16 protein-coding genes and 2 pseudogenes are annotated in these 15212 nt (G+C 68.7%); 7 read left to right on the top strand and 11 right to left on the bottom strand.

Annotated features, from left to right (window positions below; genetic code table 11):
- From A5697_RS16345 to A5697_RS16335, 3 genes and pseudogenes are all read right to left on the bottom strand, one after another.
- Positions 1 to 217, bottom strand: a pseudogene (locus A5697_RS16345) (hypothetical protein); the annotation flags it as partial.
- Positions 208 to 1554: a sugar porter family MFS transporter gene (locus A5697_RS16340; RefSeq protein WP_068011400.1), complete on the bottom strand. Its 1347-nt coding sequence runs from the start codon at positions 1552 to 1554 to the stop codon at positions 208 to 210. The pseudogene A5697_RS16345 and the gene A5697_RS16340, both read right to left, overlap by 10 nt.
- Positions 1551 to 2801, bottom strand: a complete 1251-nt coding sequence (locus tag A5697_RS16335; protein WP_068011399.1) for a D-alanyl-D-alanine carboxypeptidase family protein — start codon at positions 2799 to 2801, stop codon at positions 1551 to 1553. The genes A5697_RS16340 and A5697_RS16335 overlap by 4 nt, the downstream gene beginning before the upstream one ends.
- 227 nt (positions 2802 to 3028) lie before the next feature.
- Between A5697_RS16335 and A5697_RS16330 the strand changes: the two genes are divergently transcribed.
- Positions 3029 to 3253 carry a hypothetical protein gene (locus tag A5697_RS16330; protein ID WP_068011401.1) on the top strand — a complete coding sequence of 75 codons (225 nt, stop codon included), beginning with the start codon at positions 3029 to 3031 and terminating at the stop codon, positions 3251 to 3253.
- Here the strand turns inward: A5697_RS16330 and A5697_RS16325 are convergent.
- Positions 3250 to 4614, bottom strand: a complete 1365-nt coding sequence (locus A5697_RS16325; protein ID WP_082953433.1) for an aspartate aminotransferase family protein — start codon at positions 4612 to 4614, stop codon at positions 3250 to 3252. The genes A5697_RS16330 and A5697_RS16325 overlap by 4 nt on opposite strands.
- A gap of 59 nt (positions 4615 to 4673) precedes the next feature.
- On the opposite strand from A5697_RS16325, the gene A5697_RS16320 reads away from it, so the two are divergent.
- Positions 4674 to 5576, top strand: a complete 903-nt coding sequence (locus A5697_RS16320; RefSeq protein WP_068011397.1) for a sigma-70 family RNA polymerase sigma factor — start codon at positions 4674 to 4676, stop codon at positions 5574 to 5576.
- On the opposite strand, the pseudogene A5697_RS16315 reads toward A5697_RS16320, so the two are convergent.
- The 5 genes and pseudogenes from A5697_RS16315 to sdhC form a co-directional block, all read right to left on the bottom strand.
- A pseudogene (locus A5697_RS16315) lies at positions 5548 to 6180 on the bottom strand (carboxymuconolactone decarboxylase family protein); the annotation flags it as partial. The gene A5697_RS16320 and the pseudogene A5697_RS16315 sit on opposite strands and share 29 nt — an antisense overlap.
- Before the next feature lie 115 nt (positions 6181 to 6295).
- On the bottom strand, positions 6296 to 7090 hold the full coding sequence (locus A5697_RS16310; RefSeq protein ID WP_067943792.1) for a succinate dehydrogenase iron-sulfur subunit: 795 nt from the start codon (positions 7088 to 7090) through the stop codon (positions 6296 to 6298).
- On the bottom strand, positions 7090 to 8844 hold the full coding sequence (gene sdhA / locus A5697_RS16305; RefSeq protein WP_067943790.1) for a succinate dehydrogenase flavoprotein subunit: 1755 nt from the start codon (positions 8842 to 8844) through the stop codon (positions 7090 to 7092). Before sdhA ends, A5697_RS16310 begins: the two co-directional genes overlap by 1 nt.
- A 3-nt stretch (positions 8845 to 8847) precedes the next feature.
- Complete coding sequence (locus tag A5697_RS16300; RefSeq protein ID WP_068011395.1) at positions 8848 to 9318, bottom strand: succinate dehydrogenase hydrophobic membrane anchor subunit; 471 nt, start codon at positions 9316 to 9318, stop codon at positions 8848 to 8850.
- Positions 9315 to 9653 (bottom strand): succinate dehydrogenase, cytochrome b556 subunit, encoded by a 339-nt coding sequence (gene sdhC / locus A5697_RS16295; RefSeq protein WP_068011394.1) that lies wholly within the window; start codon positions 9651 to 9653, stop codon positions 9315 to 9317. The genes A5697_RS16300 and sdhC overlap by 4 nt, the downstream gene beginning before the upstream one ends.
- 240 nt (positions 9654 to 9893) lie before the next feature.
- On the opposite strand from sdhC, the gene A5697_RS16290 reads away from it, so the two are divergent.
- Genes A5697_RS16290 through A5697_RS16280 form a run of 3 tightly spaced genes read left to right on the top strand, consistent with a single transcriptional unit; the run spans position 9894 to position 12663 of the window.
- The gene (locus A5697_RS16290; protein ID WP_068011393.1) at positions 9894 to 10292 is read left to right on the top strand and encodes a cytidine deaminase; all 399 of its coding nucleotides are present in this window, start codon (positions 9894 to 9896) and stop codon (positions 10290 to 10292) included.
- Positions 10289 to 11575, top strand: a complete 1287-nt coding sequence (locus tag A5697_RS16285) for a thymidine phosphorylase (RefSeq protein ID WP_068011392.1) — start codon at positions 10289 to 10291, stop codon at positions 11573 to 11575. The genes A5697_RS16290 and A5697_RS16285 overlap by 4 nt, the downstream gene beginning before the upstream one ends.
- Entirely contained in the window at positions 11572 to 12663 is a 1092-nt protein-coding gene (locus A5697_RS16280; RefSeq protein WP_067943780.1) for an adenosine deaminase, read from the top strand. Before A5697_RS16285 ends, A5697_RS16280 begins: the two co-directional genes overlap by 4 nt.
- Before the next feature lie 42 nt (positions 12664 to 12705).
- Here A5697_RS16280 and A5697_RS16275 read toward each other — a convergent pair whose 3' ends face one another.
- Together A5697_RS16275 and A5697_RS16270 are read right to left on the bottom strand one after the other, a co-directional pair.
- On the bottom strand, positions 12706 to 12990 hold the full coding sequence (locus A5697_RS16275) for a GlsB/YeaQ/YmgE family stress response membrane protein (RefSeq protein ID WP_067943778.1): 285 nt from the start codon (positions 12988 to 12990) through the stop codon (positions 12706 to 12708).
- A gap of 93 nt (positions 12991 to 13083) precedes the next feature.
- Positions 13084 to 13755 carry a GntR family transcriptional regulator gene (locus tag A5697_RS16270; RefSeq protein ID WP_068011391.1) on the bottom strand — a complete coding sequence of 224 codons (672 nt, stop codon included), beginning with the start codon at positions 13753 to 13755 and terminating at the stop codon, positions 13084 to 13086.
- 207 nt (positions 13756 to 13962) lie between these two features.
- On the opposite strand from A5697_RS16270, the gene A5697_RS16265 reads away from it, so the two are divergent.
- Both A5697_RS16265 and A5697_RS16260 read left to right on the top strand, forming a co-directional pair.
- Positions 13963 to 14934, top strand: a complete 972-nt coding sequence (locus tag A5697_RS16265; protein WP_067943813.1) for a cupin — start codon at positions 13963 to 13965, stop codon at positions 14932 to 14934.
- Positions 14935 to 14982: 48 nt separating this feature from the next.
- Positions 14983 to 15212 (top strand): BatA domain-containing protein (locus tag A5697_RS16260; RefSeq protein WP_197501031.1); only part of this gene is annotated, 230 nt, incomplete at its 3' end.

Here is a 15212-nt window from a genome sequence, read left to right as displayed (position 1 = left end):
GGACGCCAGCTGGAGGAAATCCGCCACTTCTGGGAAAACGGCGGCCGATGGTCATGATCGCCGCGGGCACCACGGTGGCGTCGGGGAAGTGCGCGTCGGCCGGCCGGGGCGGGACGCCCGCGCCGCAGGCGGCGATCCGCCCGCCGTCGGTCTCCAGCCAGCCCGGCCGGCGGACCTGCCCGTCGAGCACCGTGGTGCCCGCGGCGATCATGACCATCGGCCGCCGTTTTCCCAGAAGTGGCGGATTTCCTCCAGCTGGCGTCCCTTGGTCTCCGGCGCGAACCGGTAGACGACGACGAACGCGACGACCGCCAGGGCGGCGAACACCGCGAAAGTGCCTGCGCCACCGAGTGAGTGCAGCATGGTGAGGAACACGGCGGCGATGATCGCGTTGGCCACCAGGTTTGAGGTGAGCATCGTGCTCGACCCGATGGAGCGCAACCGGGACGGGAAGCTCTCGCTGGCGTACACCCAGCCCAGGGAGCCGAACCCCATGGTGTAGCCGATGATGAACAGCAGTATGCCGGCGAAGCCGAGTGCCGCGCCGCCGATGCCCCGCCCGAACACGCCCATCAGCACGACGTCGGCGGCGATCATCATGGCGATGCCGGACAACAGGATTGGGCGCCGGCCCACCCTGTCGACCAGCAGCAGCGACGCCCCCACGGCGGCCAGCCCGGCGACCTGGACCAGGGCCGGCAGCGCCAGCAGCGCGAAGTTGCCCGTGAAGCCCATCGCCTGGAATATCCGTGGGCTGTAATAGATGATCGCGTTGATGCCGGTGATCTGGATCAAAAAGCCGAGCGTGATCACGAAGGCGGTGGCCCGCCCGTACGGCGGGCGCAGCATCTCGGACCAGCCGCCGCTCCCTTCGCTCAGCGCACGGCCGATCTCGGCGAGCTCCTCATCGACGCGCGCGTCGGGCTCCACGCGCAGCAGCGCCCGGCGGGCCTCGTCGGGCCTGCCCTTCAGTACGTACCACCGCGCCGTGTCCGGCGCGCGAACGAGCAACGGCAGCAACAACATTGCGGGCACGCTGGCCAGCCCGAACATCCAGCGCCAGCTGTGGGTCCCGGCCAGCAGATATCCGGTCAGGTAGCCGACGATCAGCCCGCTGACGATGGCCAGCTGATAGGCGGTCAGCAGCGACCCGCGCACCGCCGTCGGGGCCGATTCCGCGACGTAGACCGGCACGACCACCACCGCCACGCCGAGGGTCAGGCCCAGCAGGAGCCGCGCCGTCAACAGCATCGGCAGTGATACCGAGAGCGCACCGAGTAGCGCGAACGCCGCGTAGGCGACCACCAGCAGCACCACCGATTTCTTGCGCCCGATCGCGTTGGCCAGCACGCCCGCACCGAGCGCCCCGGCGATCTGGCCGATCACGACCATCGTCGTCAGCAGTTCCTGTTGCCGGGTGGACAGCCCGAAGTCCTCGGTGACGTAGAGCTGCGCGCCGGCGATGATGGACAGGTCGTAGCCGTATATGACGCCAATGCTGGCGGCGGTCAGCCCAACCGCCAGCCCCCGCGATCGGGCGGGCCGCGATCTCACCGGTGTTGCGGTCGGCGGTTCATCGAGCGTGCGACCATGATCAAACTAAACACGATGATGGTTCCGATGACGGCGACGCCCACCCGGATCGGCAGCGCGTCCGCCGACGGGATCAGCCCCGCGGCCTGCGCGCCGTTGCCGCGGTCGGCGGCGCTGTCGCGTTTGGCGGGCGCCAGCGAGGGGTCGGGTTCGATCAGGTTGCCGACCTGGGTGCCCTGCGGCGTGCTGAAACCGTAGTCCAGCAGGTGCGCCGCCTGCTCCCATGGGGCGATCGGCTGCCGCGTCCCATGTAGCAACACGGCCATCAGGCGGCGGCCGTTGTGGTTGGCGGCGCCCACGAAGGTCTGGCCGGCGTCGTCGGTGTAACCGGTCTTGCCGCCCAGGGCGCCCGGATACTTGTAGAGCAGCTGGTTGTCGTTTTCCAGTTCGTAGCCGGGGTGGTCGCCGTGGCCGGGGAAGTCGAACGTCCGCGTCGCGACGATGTCGGCGAAAGTCGGGTTCTGCCAGGCGTACCGGTAGAACAGGCCGATGTCGTAGGCCGAGGTGCTCATGCCGGGCCCGTCCAGCCCGGACGGCGTCGCCACCCGGGTGTCCTTGCCGCCGAGCTTGGCGGCCAGCACATTGATCTTCTCCACCGCCTGCTGCATTCCGCCGAGCTGCATGGCCAGCGCGTGCGCGGCGTCGTTGCCGGAGTGCATCAGCAGGCCGTGCAGGAGCTGGTTGACGGTGAACACCCCGCCCTCTTCGACGCCGACCTTGGTGCCCTCGGCCGCCGCGTCGTCGGCGGTGCCGGGTACCGACTTGTTCAGGTTGAGCGCATTGATGGCGGCCATCGCGACCAGCACCTTGATGATGCTGGCGGGCCGGTGCCGGCCGTGCGGGTCTTTGGCGGCGATCACCGCGCCGCTGTCCAGGTCCGCCACCAGCCACGCGTCGGCGGAGACGTCGGTGGGCAGCGCCGGCGTATCGGGCGCGGCGACGATGCCGCAGCCGGCCAGCGCCTCGCCGCCGACCGGCTTGGGGGGCACCGCCAGCGGGATCGGCGGGTCGCCGGCCTGGGGAACCTCCGACGAATCCACCGCGGGCGGGGTGTTCACCTTGAAGGGGCAGTTCGCGGGGGCGGCGTTGGGTCCGGCGCCGGGCTCGGCGCCGGCGGTGGGCAACGCCGCGGGCGCGGCCAGCGTCACCGGAGCGGCGATCACGAAAACGGCCGCTGCCAGGCACGATGCGGGACGTAGGAAGTTCATTGCTTGTGCAGACTAGGCGATCGCGGGCCCGATTCGAGGGAGCCGCGCTGTGACTGGTGATACGGAAGTTGCGAGAGCGCCGGACCGCGCGGGAACGCCGCCGAGCCACTACGCTGGGCATGCCGTCAGCGTGACGGCAACGAATCTCCCGCCGAACCCGAGGGCGCGCCATTCACAACGATCGTTTCTGGTCCCGGTTGCGGCGAAACAGCGACGCTCCGCGGTCGCTGCCGCGGCTGATCAAGGAAGTCGAGAAGGCAACGCAGGTCCGCCGCTCCGGGCTGGAAGGCGTGCTGAGCGAACTGCGGCAGCATCGTGACGCCACGACCGACGCCGGCCTGCGGGAGGCGCTCACCTGGCTCTGCAACGCGGTGACGCGCATGGTGAGCAACCCGACGGCGGCGCACTCCCGGGAGGTTCTGATCGCGGCCGCCGCGGTGAAGCGGGGCTAAAGCTTGTTGGACGCCTCCGCGAGCACGCCGCGCAATACCGATTCGATGGTGTCGAACTCGGCCTGACCGCTGATCAGCGGCGGCGCCACCTGGACGACGGGATCGCCGCGGTCGTCGGCGCGGCAATACAGGCCCGCTTCGAAGAGCGCCGGCGACACGTATCCGTGCAGCAGCCGCTCACACTCTTCCGCGTTGAACGTTTCCTTGGTCGCCTTGTCCTTGACCAGTTCGATGCCGTAGAAGTAGCCCTCGCCGCGCACGTCGCCGACGATGGGCAGGTCGTACAGCCGCTCCAGGGTGGCGCGGAAGGCGGACGCGTGCTGCTTGACGCGGTCGTTGAGTCCCTCGCGCTCGAAGATGTCCAGGTTGGCCAGCCCCACGGCCGTCGAAACCGGGTGTCCGCCAAAGGTATAGCCGTGCGGGAAGACCGTCGTGCCGTCGTTGAACGGCTCGAACAGCCTCTCGCTGGCGATCATCGCGCCCAGCGGCGAGTAGCCCGATGTCAGCCCCTTGGCGCAGGTGATCAGGTCGGGCACGTAGCCGAAGTCGTCACAGGCGAACATCGACCCGATGCGGCCGAACGCGCAGATCACCTCGTCCGAGACCAGCAGCACGTCGTACTCGTCGCAGATCTGCCGCACCCGTTCGAAATAGCCCGGAGGAGGGGGGATGGCGCCGCCCGCGTTCTGCACCGGTTCCAGGAACACCGCGGCGACGGTCGCCGGGCCCTCGAACTCGATCGCCTCCGCGATCCGGTCGGCGGCCCATAGGCCAAACGCCTTGGGGTCGTCGGCGAACGGTTCGGGCGCCCGGTAGAAGTTCGTGTTGGGCACCCGGAATCCGCCGGGCGTCACCGGTTCGAACGGCGCCTTGTACGACGGCAGGCCGGTGATCGCGAGGGCGCCCTGGGTGGTGCCGTGATAGGCGATCGACCGCGAAATCACCTTGTGCTTACCGGGTTTGCCGGTCAGCTTGAAGTACTGCTTGGCCAGCTTCCACGCGGTCTCGACGGCCTCGGTGCCACCGGTGGTGAAGAACACCCGGTTCAGGTCGCCCGGGGCGTAGCCCGCCAGCCGCTCGGCGAGTTCGACCGCGGCCGGGTGGGCGTAACCCCACAGCGGGAAGTAAGCGAGCGTGCTCGCCTGGCGCGCCGCGACCTCCGCGAGCTCGGTGCGGCCGTGGCCGACCTGCACGGTGAACAGCCCGGACAGCGCGTCGAGGTAGCTCCTGCCGCGGTCATCGAAGATCCGCACGCCGTCGCCGCGCACGATGACCGGCGGCGTGATGCCGGAGCCGTGCCGGGCGAAGTGCAACCACAGGTGTTCTGTCATCTTGACCGTGAGCGTAGCGCTCGGCTCGATGGCGCGGTTCCTTTCTCGCGCCGTTCCGGCGCTCGCCGTCACCACGCTAGGCTCGCGTTATGACCGCAGCGCAGCAGGTCAGCGAATTCGAGTCCCTGCGGCCGCATCTCATGGCGGTCGCCTACCGGCTCACCGGCACCATGGCCGACGCCGAGGACATCGTTCAGGAAGCCTGGCTGCGCTTCGACGGGCAGAAAGCCACGATCGCCGATCCGCGGGCATGGCTGACCACGGTGGTGAGCCGGCTGGGCCTGGACAAGCTGCGCTCGGCCGCGCACCGGCGCGAGACCTACACCGGCAACTGGCTGCCGGAGCCGGTGGTGACCGGGCTCGACCCCACGGATCCGCTGGCCGCCGTGGTGGCCCGCGAGGACGCCCGGTACGCGGCGATGGTGGTGCTCGAACGCCTGTCGCCCGATCAGCGGGTCGCCTTCGTGCTGCACGACGGCTTCGCGGTGCCCTTCGCCGAAGTGGCCGACGTGCTGGGCACCAGCGAGGCCGGCGCCCGGCAGCTGGCCTCGCGGGCCCGCAAGGCCGTCACGGCGGAGCCGCCGCCCAAGCCCGACCCGTCGCACGACGAGGTGGTCGGCCGGCTGCTGGCCGCGATGGCCGCGGGCGACCTGGACACCGTGGTCTCGTTGCTGCATCCCGACGTCACCTTCACCGGCGATTCGAATGGCAAGGCGCCCACGGCCGTTCAGACCATCCACGGCCCGGACAAGGTGGTGCGGTTCATGCTGGGCCTGGCGCAGCGCTACGGACCGGCGATGTTCACCTCGTATCAGCTGGGGCTGGTCAACGGCGAACTGGGCGTCTACACCGCAGGCTGCCCCGCGTCCGACGGCTACCGGGAGATGCTGCCGCGGATCACGGTGTTCACGGTGCGCGACGGAAAGGTCTGCGCGCTTTGGGATATCGCCAACCCGGACAAGTTCACCGGCTCTCCGCTGCGACCTCGCTAGCCCACGGCACGCGGCAGGCGTCCCCGGAGTTGAAGCCCTGCTCGGTGATGCCCAGCGCGGTGTTCATCCGGGCCCGCATGTTCTCCACGCCGATCTGATAGGTCAGCTCGATCACACCGGCATCGCCGAACCGGGCCCTCAGGTCGGCGACCTGCTCGTCGGTGACGGTGTGCGGGTCGGTCGTCATCGCGTCGGCGTAGCGGATCGCGGCGCGCTCGTTGTCGGTGAATGCCGACGAGGTGGCGTAATCGTCGATCTCCTTGAGCCGCTCGATGTCGAGGCCGTCCAGGCGCTGCAGCATCGACCCGAAGTCGACGCACCAAGAACAGCCCACGCTGCGCGCGGTCCACAACACCGCCAGCTCACGCACGCTGACCGGCAACGCCTTGGACGCGCGGTCGAGCATCGTCTCGTGCACGGCGCCGGCGATCATCAGCTTGCGATGGTGGGCCGTCACGGTGAAGGGCTCGGGGACCTGACCGTAGCGCCGCTTGGCGATCCGGTACATCACGCGGGTCAGCAGCCCGGCACGCTGGGGGGACAGGGGCTCGATGCGAGTTTTCTGTGTCATACCCCTCAGACGAGACAGGTCGCGAAAGTGTGACGGGCTTTCTGACCATTGGGCGACTTTGGAACTCGATATCACCCGCGATATCAAATTCGGGAAGCGGGTAATGGTATCGACGCGGTGCTTCTGTGGTGGATGTTTCCGCGGAGGCCTAGCGCGTGAACATCAGCGCGCGCTTGACCTCTTGGATCGCCTTGGTGATCTGGATGCCGCGCGGGCAGCACTCGGTGCAGTTGAACGTGGTGCGGCACCGCCACACGCCGTCCACCTCGTTGAGGATGTCGAGGCGCTCGGCGGCCGCCTCGTCGCGGCTGTCGAAGATGAAGCGGTGCGCGTTGACGATCGCCGCCGGGCCGTAGTAACTGCCCTCGTGCCAGAACACCGGACAGCTGGTGGTGCAGGCCGCGCACAGAATGCACTTGGTGGTGTCGTCGTAGCGGGCACGGTCGGTGGGGCTCTGAATGCGTTCCCGCGTCGGCGGATTCCCACTGGTGACCAGGTAGGGCTTGACCGCGCGGTAGGCGTCGAAGAAGGGCTCCATGTTGACCACCAGGTCCTTCTCCACCGGCAGGCCACGGATGGGTTCCACCGTGATGGTCAGTTGCTTGCCCTTCTTCTCGGGCAGCAGGTCGCGCATCAGCACCTTGCAGGCCAGCCGGTTCACACCGTTGATGCGCATCGCGTCCGAGCCGCACACCCCGTGGGCGCAGGACCGCCGGAAGGTCAGCGTGCCGTCCAGGTAGCTCTTGATGTAGATCAGCAGGTTGAGCAGCCGGTCACTGGGCAGGCACGGCACCCGAAAGCTCTGCCAGCCACCGGTTTCCGCGAACGCGTCGGGATTGTCGGGGTTGAACCGTGCGATCTTCAAAGTCACCAGCACGGCGCCCTCGGGGATGGGCGGAAGTGGCGGCTCCACGCGGGGCTCGACGGACTCGCCTGCAGTCATCAGTACTTCCGTTCCTTCGGTTCGTAGCGGGTCTGCACGACGGGCTTGAAGTCCAGCGCGATGTCGCTCAGCAGATCAGTGCCCTGCTTGTAGGCCATGGTGTGGCGCATGTAGTTGACGTCGTCGCGGTTCGGGTAGTCCTCCCTGGCATGCCCTCCCCGGGACTCCTTGCGGTTCAGCGCGCCGACCACGGTGACCTCGGCCAGCTCCAGCAGGAAGCCCAGCTCGATGGCCTCCAGCAGGTCGCTGTTGAAGCGCTTTCCCTTGTCGTGCACGGTGATTCGGGAATAACGCTCCTTGAGCGCATGGATGTCGGTGAGCGCCTGCTTCAGCGTCTCCTCGGTGCGGAACACCGCGGCGTTGTTGTCCATCGACTGCTGCAGCGCGCCGCGGATGTCGGCCACGCGCTCGTTGCCGTGCTCGTTGAGGATGTCGCCGACCCAGCCGACCACCATCGCCTCGGGGTTGGGCGGCATGTCGACGAAGTCGTGCCCGTCGGCGTAGTCCGCGGCGGCGATCCCGGCGCGACGGCCGAAGACGTTGATGTCCAGCAGCGAGTTGGTGCCCAGCCGGTTGGCCCCGTGCACCGACACGCACGCGCATTCGCCGGCCGCATACAGGCCGGGCACGGTAGAAGTGTTGTCCCGCAACACCTGTCCGGTGACGGTGGTGGGGATGCCGCCCATCACGTAGTGACACGTCGGGTAGACCGGGACCAGTTCGTGCACCGGGTCCACGCCCAGATAGGTGCGGGCGAATTCGGTGATGTCGGGCAGCTTGGCCTCGAGCACGTCCTCGCCGAGGTGACGGACGTCGATGTAGACGTAGTCCTTGTGCGGGCCGGCACCGCGGCCTTCGAGCACCTCCAAAACCATCGAGCGGGCGACGATGTCGCGCGGCGCCAGGTCGACGATCGTCGGCGCGTAGCGCTCCATGAACCGCTCGCCCTCCCCGTTGAGCAGGCGGCCGCCCTCGCCGCGCACGGCCTCGGAGATCAGGATGCCCAGCCCGGCCAGGCCCGTCGGGTGGAACTGGTGAAACTCCATGTCCTCCAACGGAAGTCCCTTGCGGAACACGATCCCGATGCCGTCACCGGTGAGCGTGTGCGCGTTGGAGGTGGTCTTGTACATCCGGCCCGACCCGCCGGTCGCCAGCACCACGGCCTTGGCGTGAAAGACGTGGATCTCGCCGGTGGCCAACTCGTAGGCCACCACGCCGGTGGCCACCGGGCCGCTCGGCGTCTGCGTCAAAACCAGGTCCAGCGCGTAGAACTCGTTGAAGAACTGCACGTCGTGCTTGACGCAGTTCTGATAGAGGGTCTGCAAGATCATGTGGCCGGTGCGATCGGCGGCATAACACGCCCGGCGCACCGGGGCCTTACCGTGTTCGCGGGTGTGCCCGCCGAACCGGCGCTGGTCGATGCGGCCCTCGGGGGTGCGGTTGAACGGCATGCCCATCTTCTCGAGGTCGAGCACCGCGTCGATGGCTTCCTTGCACATGATCTCCACCGCGTCCTGGTCGGCGAGGTAGTCGCCGCCCTTGACGGTGTCGAAGGTGTGCCATTCCCAGTTGTCGTCCTCGACGTTGGCCAGCGCCGCGCACATCCCGCCCTGGGCGGCGCCGGTGTGGCTGCGGGTGGGGTAGAGCTTGGTCAGCACCGCGGTCCGCACGCGTGGGCCGGCTTCCACCGCCGCGCGCATGCCGGCGCCGCCGGCGCCGACGATCACCACGTCGTAGCGGTGTTGCTGGATCACCGGTCAGCCTCCGATGTTCGGGTCGAATGTCACCAGCACGTAGGTGCCGAGCACCAACGTGAAACCCATCGACAGCAGCAGCAGGCTGTTGAGCCAGAAGCGGGTGCTGTCCTTGCGGCTGTAGTCGTCGATGATGGTGCGCAGGCCGTTGCCGCCGTGCAGCTGCGCCAGCCACAACAGCGCCAGATCCCAGAATTGCCAGAACGGCGAGGCCCAGCGCTGCGCCACGTAGTTGAAGTCGATGCGGTAAACGCCGTTGTCCCACATCAGCATGATGAACAGGTGCCCGACGGCCAGGATGATCAGCGCGACCCCGGAGAACCGCATGAACAGCCACGCGAACTTCTCGAAGTTGGGGATGCCGGCCCGGCGCCGCGGCGAGCGCGGGTTGTCGAGGCTGGCCGGCCGGTCGTGGCTGCGCTGGTGCACCGGCGCGACCTGGCCCCGGCCCAGTTGCAGGTCCGGGGAGCTCATCGGAGGTGCTCCCAGATATGGATGCCGGTGACAACCCCGGCCGGAACCATGAGCAGCAGGAAGACGACGCCGACGATCCAGAACATCAGCTTCTGGTAGCGGGTGCCCTCGGACCAGAAGTCGATGAGGATGACGCGGATGCCGTTCAGCCCGTGGAATGCCACCGCGGCCACCAGCCCGTACTCCATCAGGCCGACGACCGGGGTCTGATAGTCGTGGATCACCGCGTTGTAGGTCTGCGGGCTGACCCGCAGCATCGCGGCGTCCAGCACGTGGACGAACAGGAAGAAGAAGATGGTCGCGCCGCTGATGCGATGCAACACCCACGACCACATGCCCGGGTCGCCCCGATACAGGGTTCGGGGTGGACGCCGCTTGCGCGAGGGTGCAGATTCTTTTGCCGGATCCGCGGTTGTCGCCTGTGTGGTCACCCAGTCCTCACCGCCTTCTGACATCGGGGCAGTTCAGCCTAACCCGGCCGGCGGACCGCCTGCGCCGCACAGTCCGCCAAGCGAAGTGACGTGTCAGGGTTAGGCTGGCCGTCTGACGTGGCAAAAGCCGAGCGGGGTTGCGATATGCCTGATGTCGATTGGAACATGTTGCGCGACAAGGCAATCAGCGCTGCGGCGGGGGCCTACGCGCCGTACTCGCGGTTCCCGGTGGGCGCGGCCGCGCTGGTCGACGACGGGCGCGTGGTCACCGGCTGCAATGTGGAAAACATCTCATATGGCCTTGGTCTCTGTGCCGAATGCGGTGTGGTGTGCGCCCTACACGCGACGGGAGGCGGCCGGCTGATCGCGCTGGCCTGCGTCGACGGGCTGGGGGCGCCGCTGATGCCGTGCGGGAGGTGCCGCCAGCTGCTGCTGGAGCACGGCGGCCCCGACCTGCTGGTCGATCATCCGGCCGGGCCGCGCCGGCTCGGCGAGCTCCTGCCCGACGCCTTCAGCGCCGACCTGCCGCGGGAACCCCGTTGACCGACTACACATTCGACGCGCCCACGGTGATCAGAACCAAGCGCGACGGCGGCCGGCTGTCCGACGCCGCCATCGAATGGGTCATCGACGCCTACACCCGCGGCCGGGTCGCCGAGGAGCAGATGTCGGCGCTGCTGATGGCGATCTTCCTGCGCGGCATGGACCGCGGCGAGACCGCCAGCTGGACCGCGGCGATGCTGGCGTCCGGCGAGCGGCTCGACTTCCGCGACCTGGGGGTGCCGACCGTGGACAAGCACTCCACGGGGGGCGTCGGGGACAAGATCACGCTGCCCCTGGTGGCCGTCGTGGCCGCCTGCGGCGCCGCGGTGCCACAGGCTTCGGGGCGGGGGCTCGGGCACACCGGCGGCACCCTGGACAAGCTCGAGTCCATCGCCGGGTTCACCGCCGCCCTGTCCAACCGGCGCGTGCGCGACCAACTCCGCGATGTCGGCGCGGCCATCTTCGCGGCCGGAGAGCTGGCGCCGGCCGACGCCAAGCTGTACGCCCTGCGCGACGTCACCGCCACCGTCGAGTCGCTGCCGCTGATCGCCAGCTCGGTGATGAGCAAGAAGCTGGCCGAGGGGACCGGCGCGCTGGTGCTCGACGTGAAGGTCGGGGCCGGGGCGCTGCTGCGCTCCGCGGACCGGTGCCGCGAACTGGCCCACACCATGGTCGAGCTGGGTGCGGCGCACGGGGTGCCCACCCGCGCGCTGTTGACCGACATGAACCGCCCGCTGGGCGCGACCGTGGGCAACGCCCTCGAGGTCGAAGAGTCGTTGGACGTGCTGGCCGGCGGCGGCCCGCCCGACGTGGTCGAGCTGACGTTGCGGCTGGCCGCCGAGATGCTCGAGCTGGCGGGGGTCGACGGTCGCGACCCCGCCGAGACGCTGCGCGACGGCACAGCGATGGACCGGTTCCGCCGGCTCATCGCCGCCCAGGGCGGCGATTTGTCGGTTCCGTTGCCGATCGGTGCGCATTCCGACACCGTGACCGCCCCCCGGGGCGGCACAATGGGCGATATCGACGCGATGGCAGTGGGGCTGGCGGCTTGGCGGCTCGGTGCGGGCAGGTCCCGTCCGGGCGAACGGGTGCAGGCCGGCGCCGGCATCCGGATCCACCGCCGCCCCGGCGAACCGGTCGCGGCCGGTGCGCCGCTGTTCACCCTCTACACCGACGCGCCGGAGCGCTTCGCCGCGGCGCTGGCCGAACTGGACGGCGGCTACAGCGTCGGCGACACGCCACCGGTCTCGCGCCCGCTGATCATCGATCGGATCGTCAAGTGACCACACCCCTGGGCCTCGAGCAGATCAAGAAGGCGCCCAAGGCGCTGCTGCACGATCACCTCGACGGCGGGCTGCGCCCGTCGACCGTGGTCGAGATCGCCGGCCAGACCGGCTACGACGGGCTGCCCACCACCGACGTCGACGAGCTGGCGACCTGGTTTCGCACCCGCTCGCACAGCGGCTCGCTGGAGCGCTACCTGGAGCCCTTCTCGCACACCGTTGCGGTGATGCAGACCGCCGACGCTCTGCATCGCGTCGCCTACGAATGCGTGGAGGACCTGGCCGCCGACTCGGTCGTCTACGCCGAGATCCGATTCGCGCCCGAGCTGCACATCGACCGTGGGCTGTCCTTCGACGAGATCGTCGACGCCGTGCTGGCCGGCTTCGCCGACGGCGAAAAGGCCTGCGCCGCCGCGGGCCGGCCGATCGTGGTGCGGCTGCTGGTCACGGCCATGCGGCACGCCGCGGTGTCCCGGGAGATCGCCGCGCTGGCAATCCGGTTCCGGGACAGGGGAGTTGTCGGATTCGACATCGCCGGCGCCGAGGCCGGCAACCCGCCCACGCGGCACCTGGATGCCTTCGAGTACATGCGAGACCACAACGCGCGCTTCACCATTCACGCGGGGGAGGCGTTCGGGCTGCCGTCCATCCACGAGGCGATCGCGTTCTGCGGCGCCGACCGCCTGGGCCACGGGGTGCGGATCGTCGACGATATCGACGTCCTCGGCGACGGCCGGGTCCGGCTCGGCAGGCTGGCATCCATTTTGCGGGACAAGCGAATTCCGTTGGAGCTATGCCCGAGCTCCAACGTGCAGACCGGCGCGGTGAAAAGTATCGCGGACCACCCGTTCGACCTGCTGGCCCGCACCCGGTTCCGGGTGACCGTGAACACCGACAACCGGCTGATGAGCGATACCACGATGAGCCTCGAAATGTGCCGACTGGTCGAGGCTTTCGGTTACGGCTGGAGCGACCTCGAGCGGTTCACCATCAATGCGATGAAGTCGGCGTTTCTCCCGTTCGACGAGCGGCTGGCGATCATCGACGACGTGATCAAACCGCGTTATGCCGTGCTGATCGCAGGCTGACGCCGCTCGCCCGAAAAGCGGGCGAGCGGCGCAGCTTTCGGCTCAGCGGGTGAGGCGCGTTCCGGTGCGACGACCCGTCAGTGCCTCGTAGAGCGCGATGAGGACGATGGCGGCGCCGACTCCGATGAAGAACGGAATCCACGCGATGCCACCGTTGGCGTTGTGGTATCCGAACTGGCTGGCGACCGCCGAGCCGATCAAACCGCCTACAGCGCCGATCACGACGGTCATGATCATGCCGACGTTCTGCTTGCCCGGCATCACCAGGCGGGCGACGACACCGATGATCGCGCCCACGATGATGGCGAGGATGATGGATCCGACCATTTCAGCTCCTGTCCTAACGGCGCCCGGGTTGGGCGCCATCTGCGACAAGGATTTCCCCGAAAAGACCGACTTCTAACACAATTCGGGTGGAAGTCAGTTCAGGTCGGCCGCGAGCCCGATGGCGCGCACCGTGCCGACCAGGTGCTTTTGCACCGCGTGCAGCGCCCGCTGGGCGTCGCCGTCGCGCAGCGCCTCGGCGATATCACGGTGCTCGTCGAGGATCGTCGTCACCCGGTCCGGGTCGCGAAGCGCCGATTCGCCGATCATCCTCATCTGCCGATCCCGCAGAGACCCATAGAAACCCGACAGGATGGCGTTGCCCGACTCGGCCAGCGTGACGGCGTGAAAGGCGCGGTCGGCGTCGAGAAACTCGGCCCAGTCGGCGCGGTCGACCGCGGCGCGCTGCCGGTGCAGCTCGCCCGAGAGACGCTCGAAGACCGCGGCGCACGCGGCCGGTCCGCCGCCCACCACCTTGGTGGCGGCGAACTGCTCCAGCAGCAGCCGCGCCTCCATCACCGAGCGGACCTCGTCGGGCGAAACGGGGACCACCAGGGCGCCGCGCTGGGGGTACAGGCGGAGCAGCCCCTCGGCCTCCAGCCGCAGGAAGGCCTCGCGCACCGGGGTGCGCGACATCCCCAGCGCCGTGGCCACGTCACCCTCGCTGATCAGTTCCCCGCCCGGGAACGCGCCGGTGAGGACCCGCGTCTTGACGTAATCCAGCGCGCGGTCCTTGGCCGTGCCCGGCCGCGGGTCACTCGATGCCACGGCAGCCTTCCGGTAGCTAAGTCGTATCCCAGCAGTGTGGTGACGGTACACCACGGGGAACCTTGACAGGGCGACAACTGAGATACAAGATAGATACGAGAAAGACATGGGACGCACCCCAGTAGCCCGCGAGCAGTCGAAGGAGACGAAGTGTCCGTCACCGACACAGCCCTGACCCCGAACCTGGATCCGACGATCCCCGCGCCGATGATCAACGTGGCCGAGTACGGCTTCGAAGGTCGTTTTCAAGATTGGGCCTCCGACGCCGAGTACTTCGAGTACTCCAAGGCCGCCAACCCCATCGGCTCGGGGCACGTCCCGCAGGTTCCGGTTACCCGGTTCGATGCGGATGTCTACACCGATCGGCCGACCGGCGTGATCCCGCTGGATCTGTCCAAGGAGCTGCAGATCGAGACCGGCGCGGCGACCAGCCCAGCGCTGCTGGCGAACTTCGTGCGCATCCGGCCGGGCGAGCAGGTCGACACCAGCCCCAACGCCACCTCGCAGCTGTACTACGTGCTCTACGGGCGGGGCTTCGCTGCGGTCAACGGCCACCTCGTCCAGTGGGAGAAGGGCGACTTCCTCACCCTTCCCGCGGGCACCCACTCGGTCTTCTACGCCGCCGCCGACACGGCCATGTACTGGGTGCACGACGAGCCGCTGATGCGATACCTCGGCGCCGAAGCCACCCAGCCGCGGTTCCGCGCGACCAAGTTCCGCCGTTCGGATGCGGTGGCCAAGCTGGAGGAGATCGCGTCGCGCCCGGGCGCCAACGAGAAGAGCCGGGTCAGCGTGCTGTTGGCCAACGCCAACCAGGAACAGACGCTGACCATCACCCACGTCCTGTGGGCCATGTTCGGCGTGCTGCCCCCGAACCAGGTGCAGCGCCCGCACCGGCACCAGTCGGTCGCCCTCGACCTCATCCTCGACGCGCCGGCCAGCGGCTGCTACACGCTGCTGGGCACCCGCCTCGACGAGCACGGCGACATCGTCGACCCGACCCGGGTGGACTGGCGGGCCGGCTGCGCCTTCACCACGCCGCCGGGCATGTGGCACGCCCACTACAACGAGACCGACCAGCCCGCCCACCTGATCCCGATCCAGGACGCCGGGCTGCAGACCCACCTCCGCAGCCTCGACATCAAGTTCACGCAGCGCCGCGACCTCGTCGCCGGCTGACCCGGCGGGCCGTGCGCGGTCCACAGTTGGCGCATAGTGTGGCTGCACATGAAGTTGCCCCTGCTGGGCCCCGTCTCGGTCACCGGCTTTCAGAACGCGTGGTTCTTTCTGTTCCTGCTGCTCGTTCTGCTGGTCCTGGGCCTCTACGTCGTGCTGCAGTTCGCCCGCCGCCGGCGGGTGCTGCGGTTCGCCAACATGGAGGTGCTCGAGCGGGTCGCACCGGCGCACCCCAGCCGGTGGCGGCACCTGCCGACCATCCTGCTCGCCGTGTCGCTGGT

The sequence above is a fragment of the Mycobacterium sp. E3251 genome, assembly GCF_001666835.1.
In the GTDB taxonomy this organism is placed as follows: Bacteria; Actinomycetota; Actinomycetes; order Mycobacteriales; family Mycobacteriaceae; genus Mycobacterium.
The sequence above is the reverse complement of the archived record's forward strand: the minus strand, read 5'-3'. Positions and strand labels throughout refer to the sequence as shown.

Bases quoted from the DNA above. Each gene is read 5' to 3' on its own strand.
- A5697_RS16275 (WP_067943778.1), bottom strand. From the start codon at position 12,990: ATGGTCGGATCCATCATCCTCGCCATCATCGTGGGCGCGATCATCGGT.
- A5697_RS16300 (WP_068011395.1), bottom strand. From the start codon at position 9,318: ATGAGCTCCCCGGACCTGCAACTGGGCCGGGGCCAGGTCGCGCCGGTG.
- A5697_RS16290 (WP_068011393.1), top strand. From the start codon at position 9,894: ATGCCTGATGTCGATTGGAACATGTTGCGCGACAAGGCAATCAGCGCT.
- A5697_RS16320 (WP_068011397.1), top strand. From the start codon at position 4,674: ATGACCGCAGCGCAGCAGGTCAGCGAATTCGAGTCCCTGCGGCCGCAT.
- sdhC (WP_068011394.1), bottom strand. From the start codon at position 9,653: ATGTGGTCGTGGGTGTTGCATCGCATCAGCGGCGCGACCATCTTCTTC.
- A5697_RS16335 (WP_068011399.1), bottom strand. From the start codon at position 2,801: ATGAACTTCCTACGTCCCGCATCGTGCCTGGCAGCGGCCGTTTTCGTG.
- A5697_RS16310 (WP_067943792.1), bottom strand. From the start codon at position 7,090: ATGACTGCAGGCGAGTCCGTCGAGCCCCGCGTGGAGCCGCCACTTCCG.
- A5697_RS16265 (WP_067943813.1), top strand. From the start codon at position 13,963: ATGATCAACGTGGCCGAGTACGGCTTCGAAGGTCGTTTTCAAGATTGG.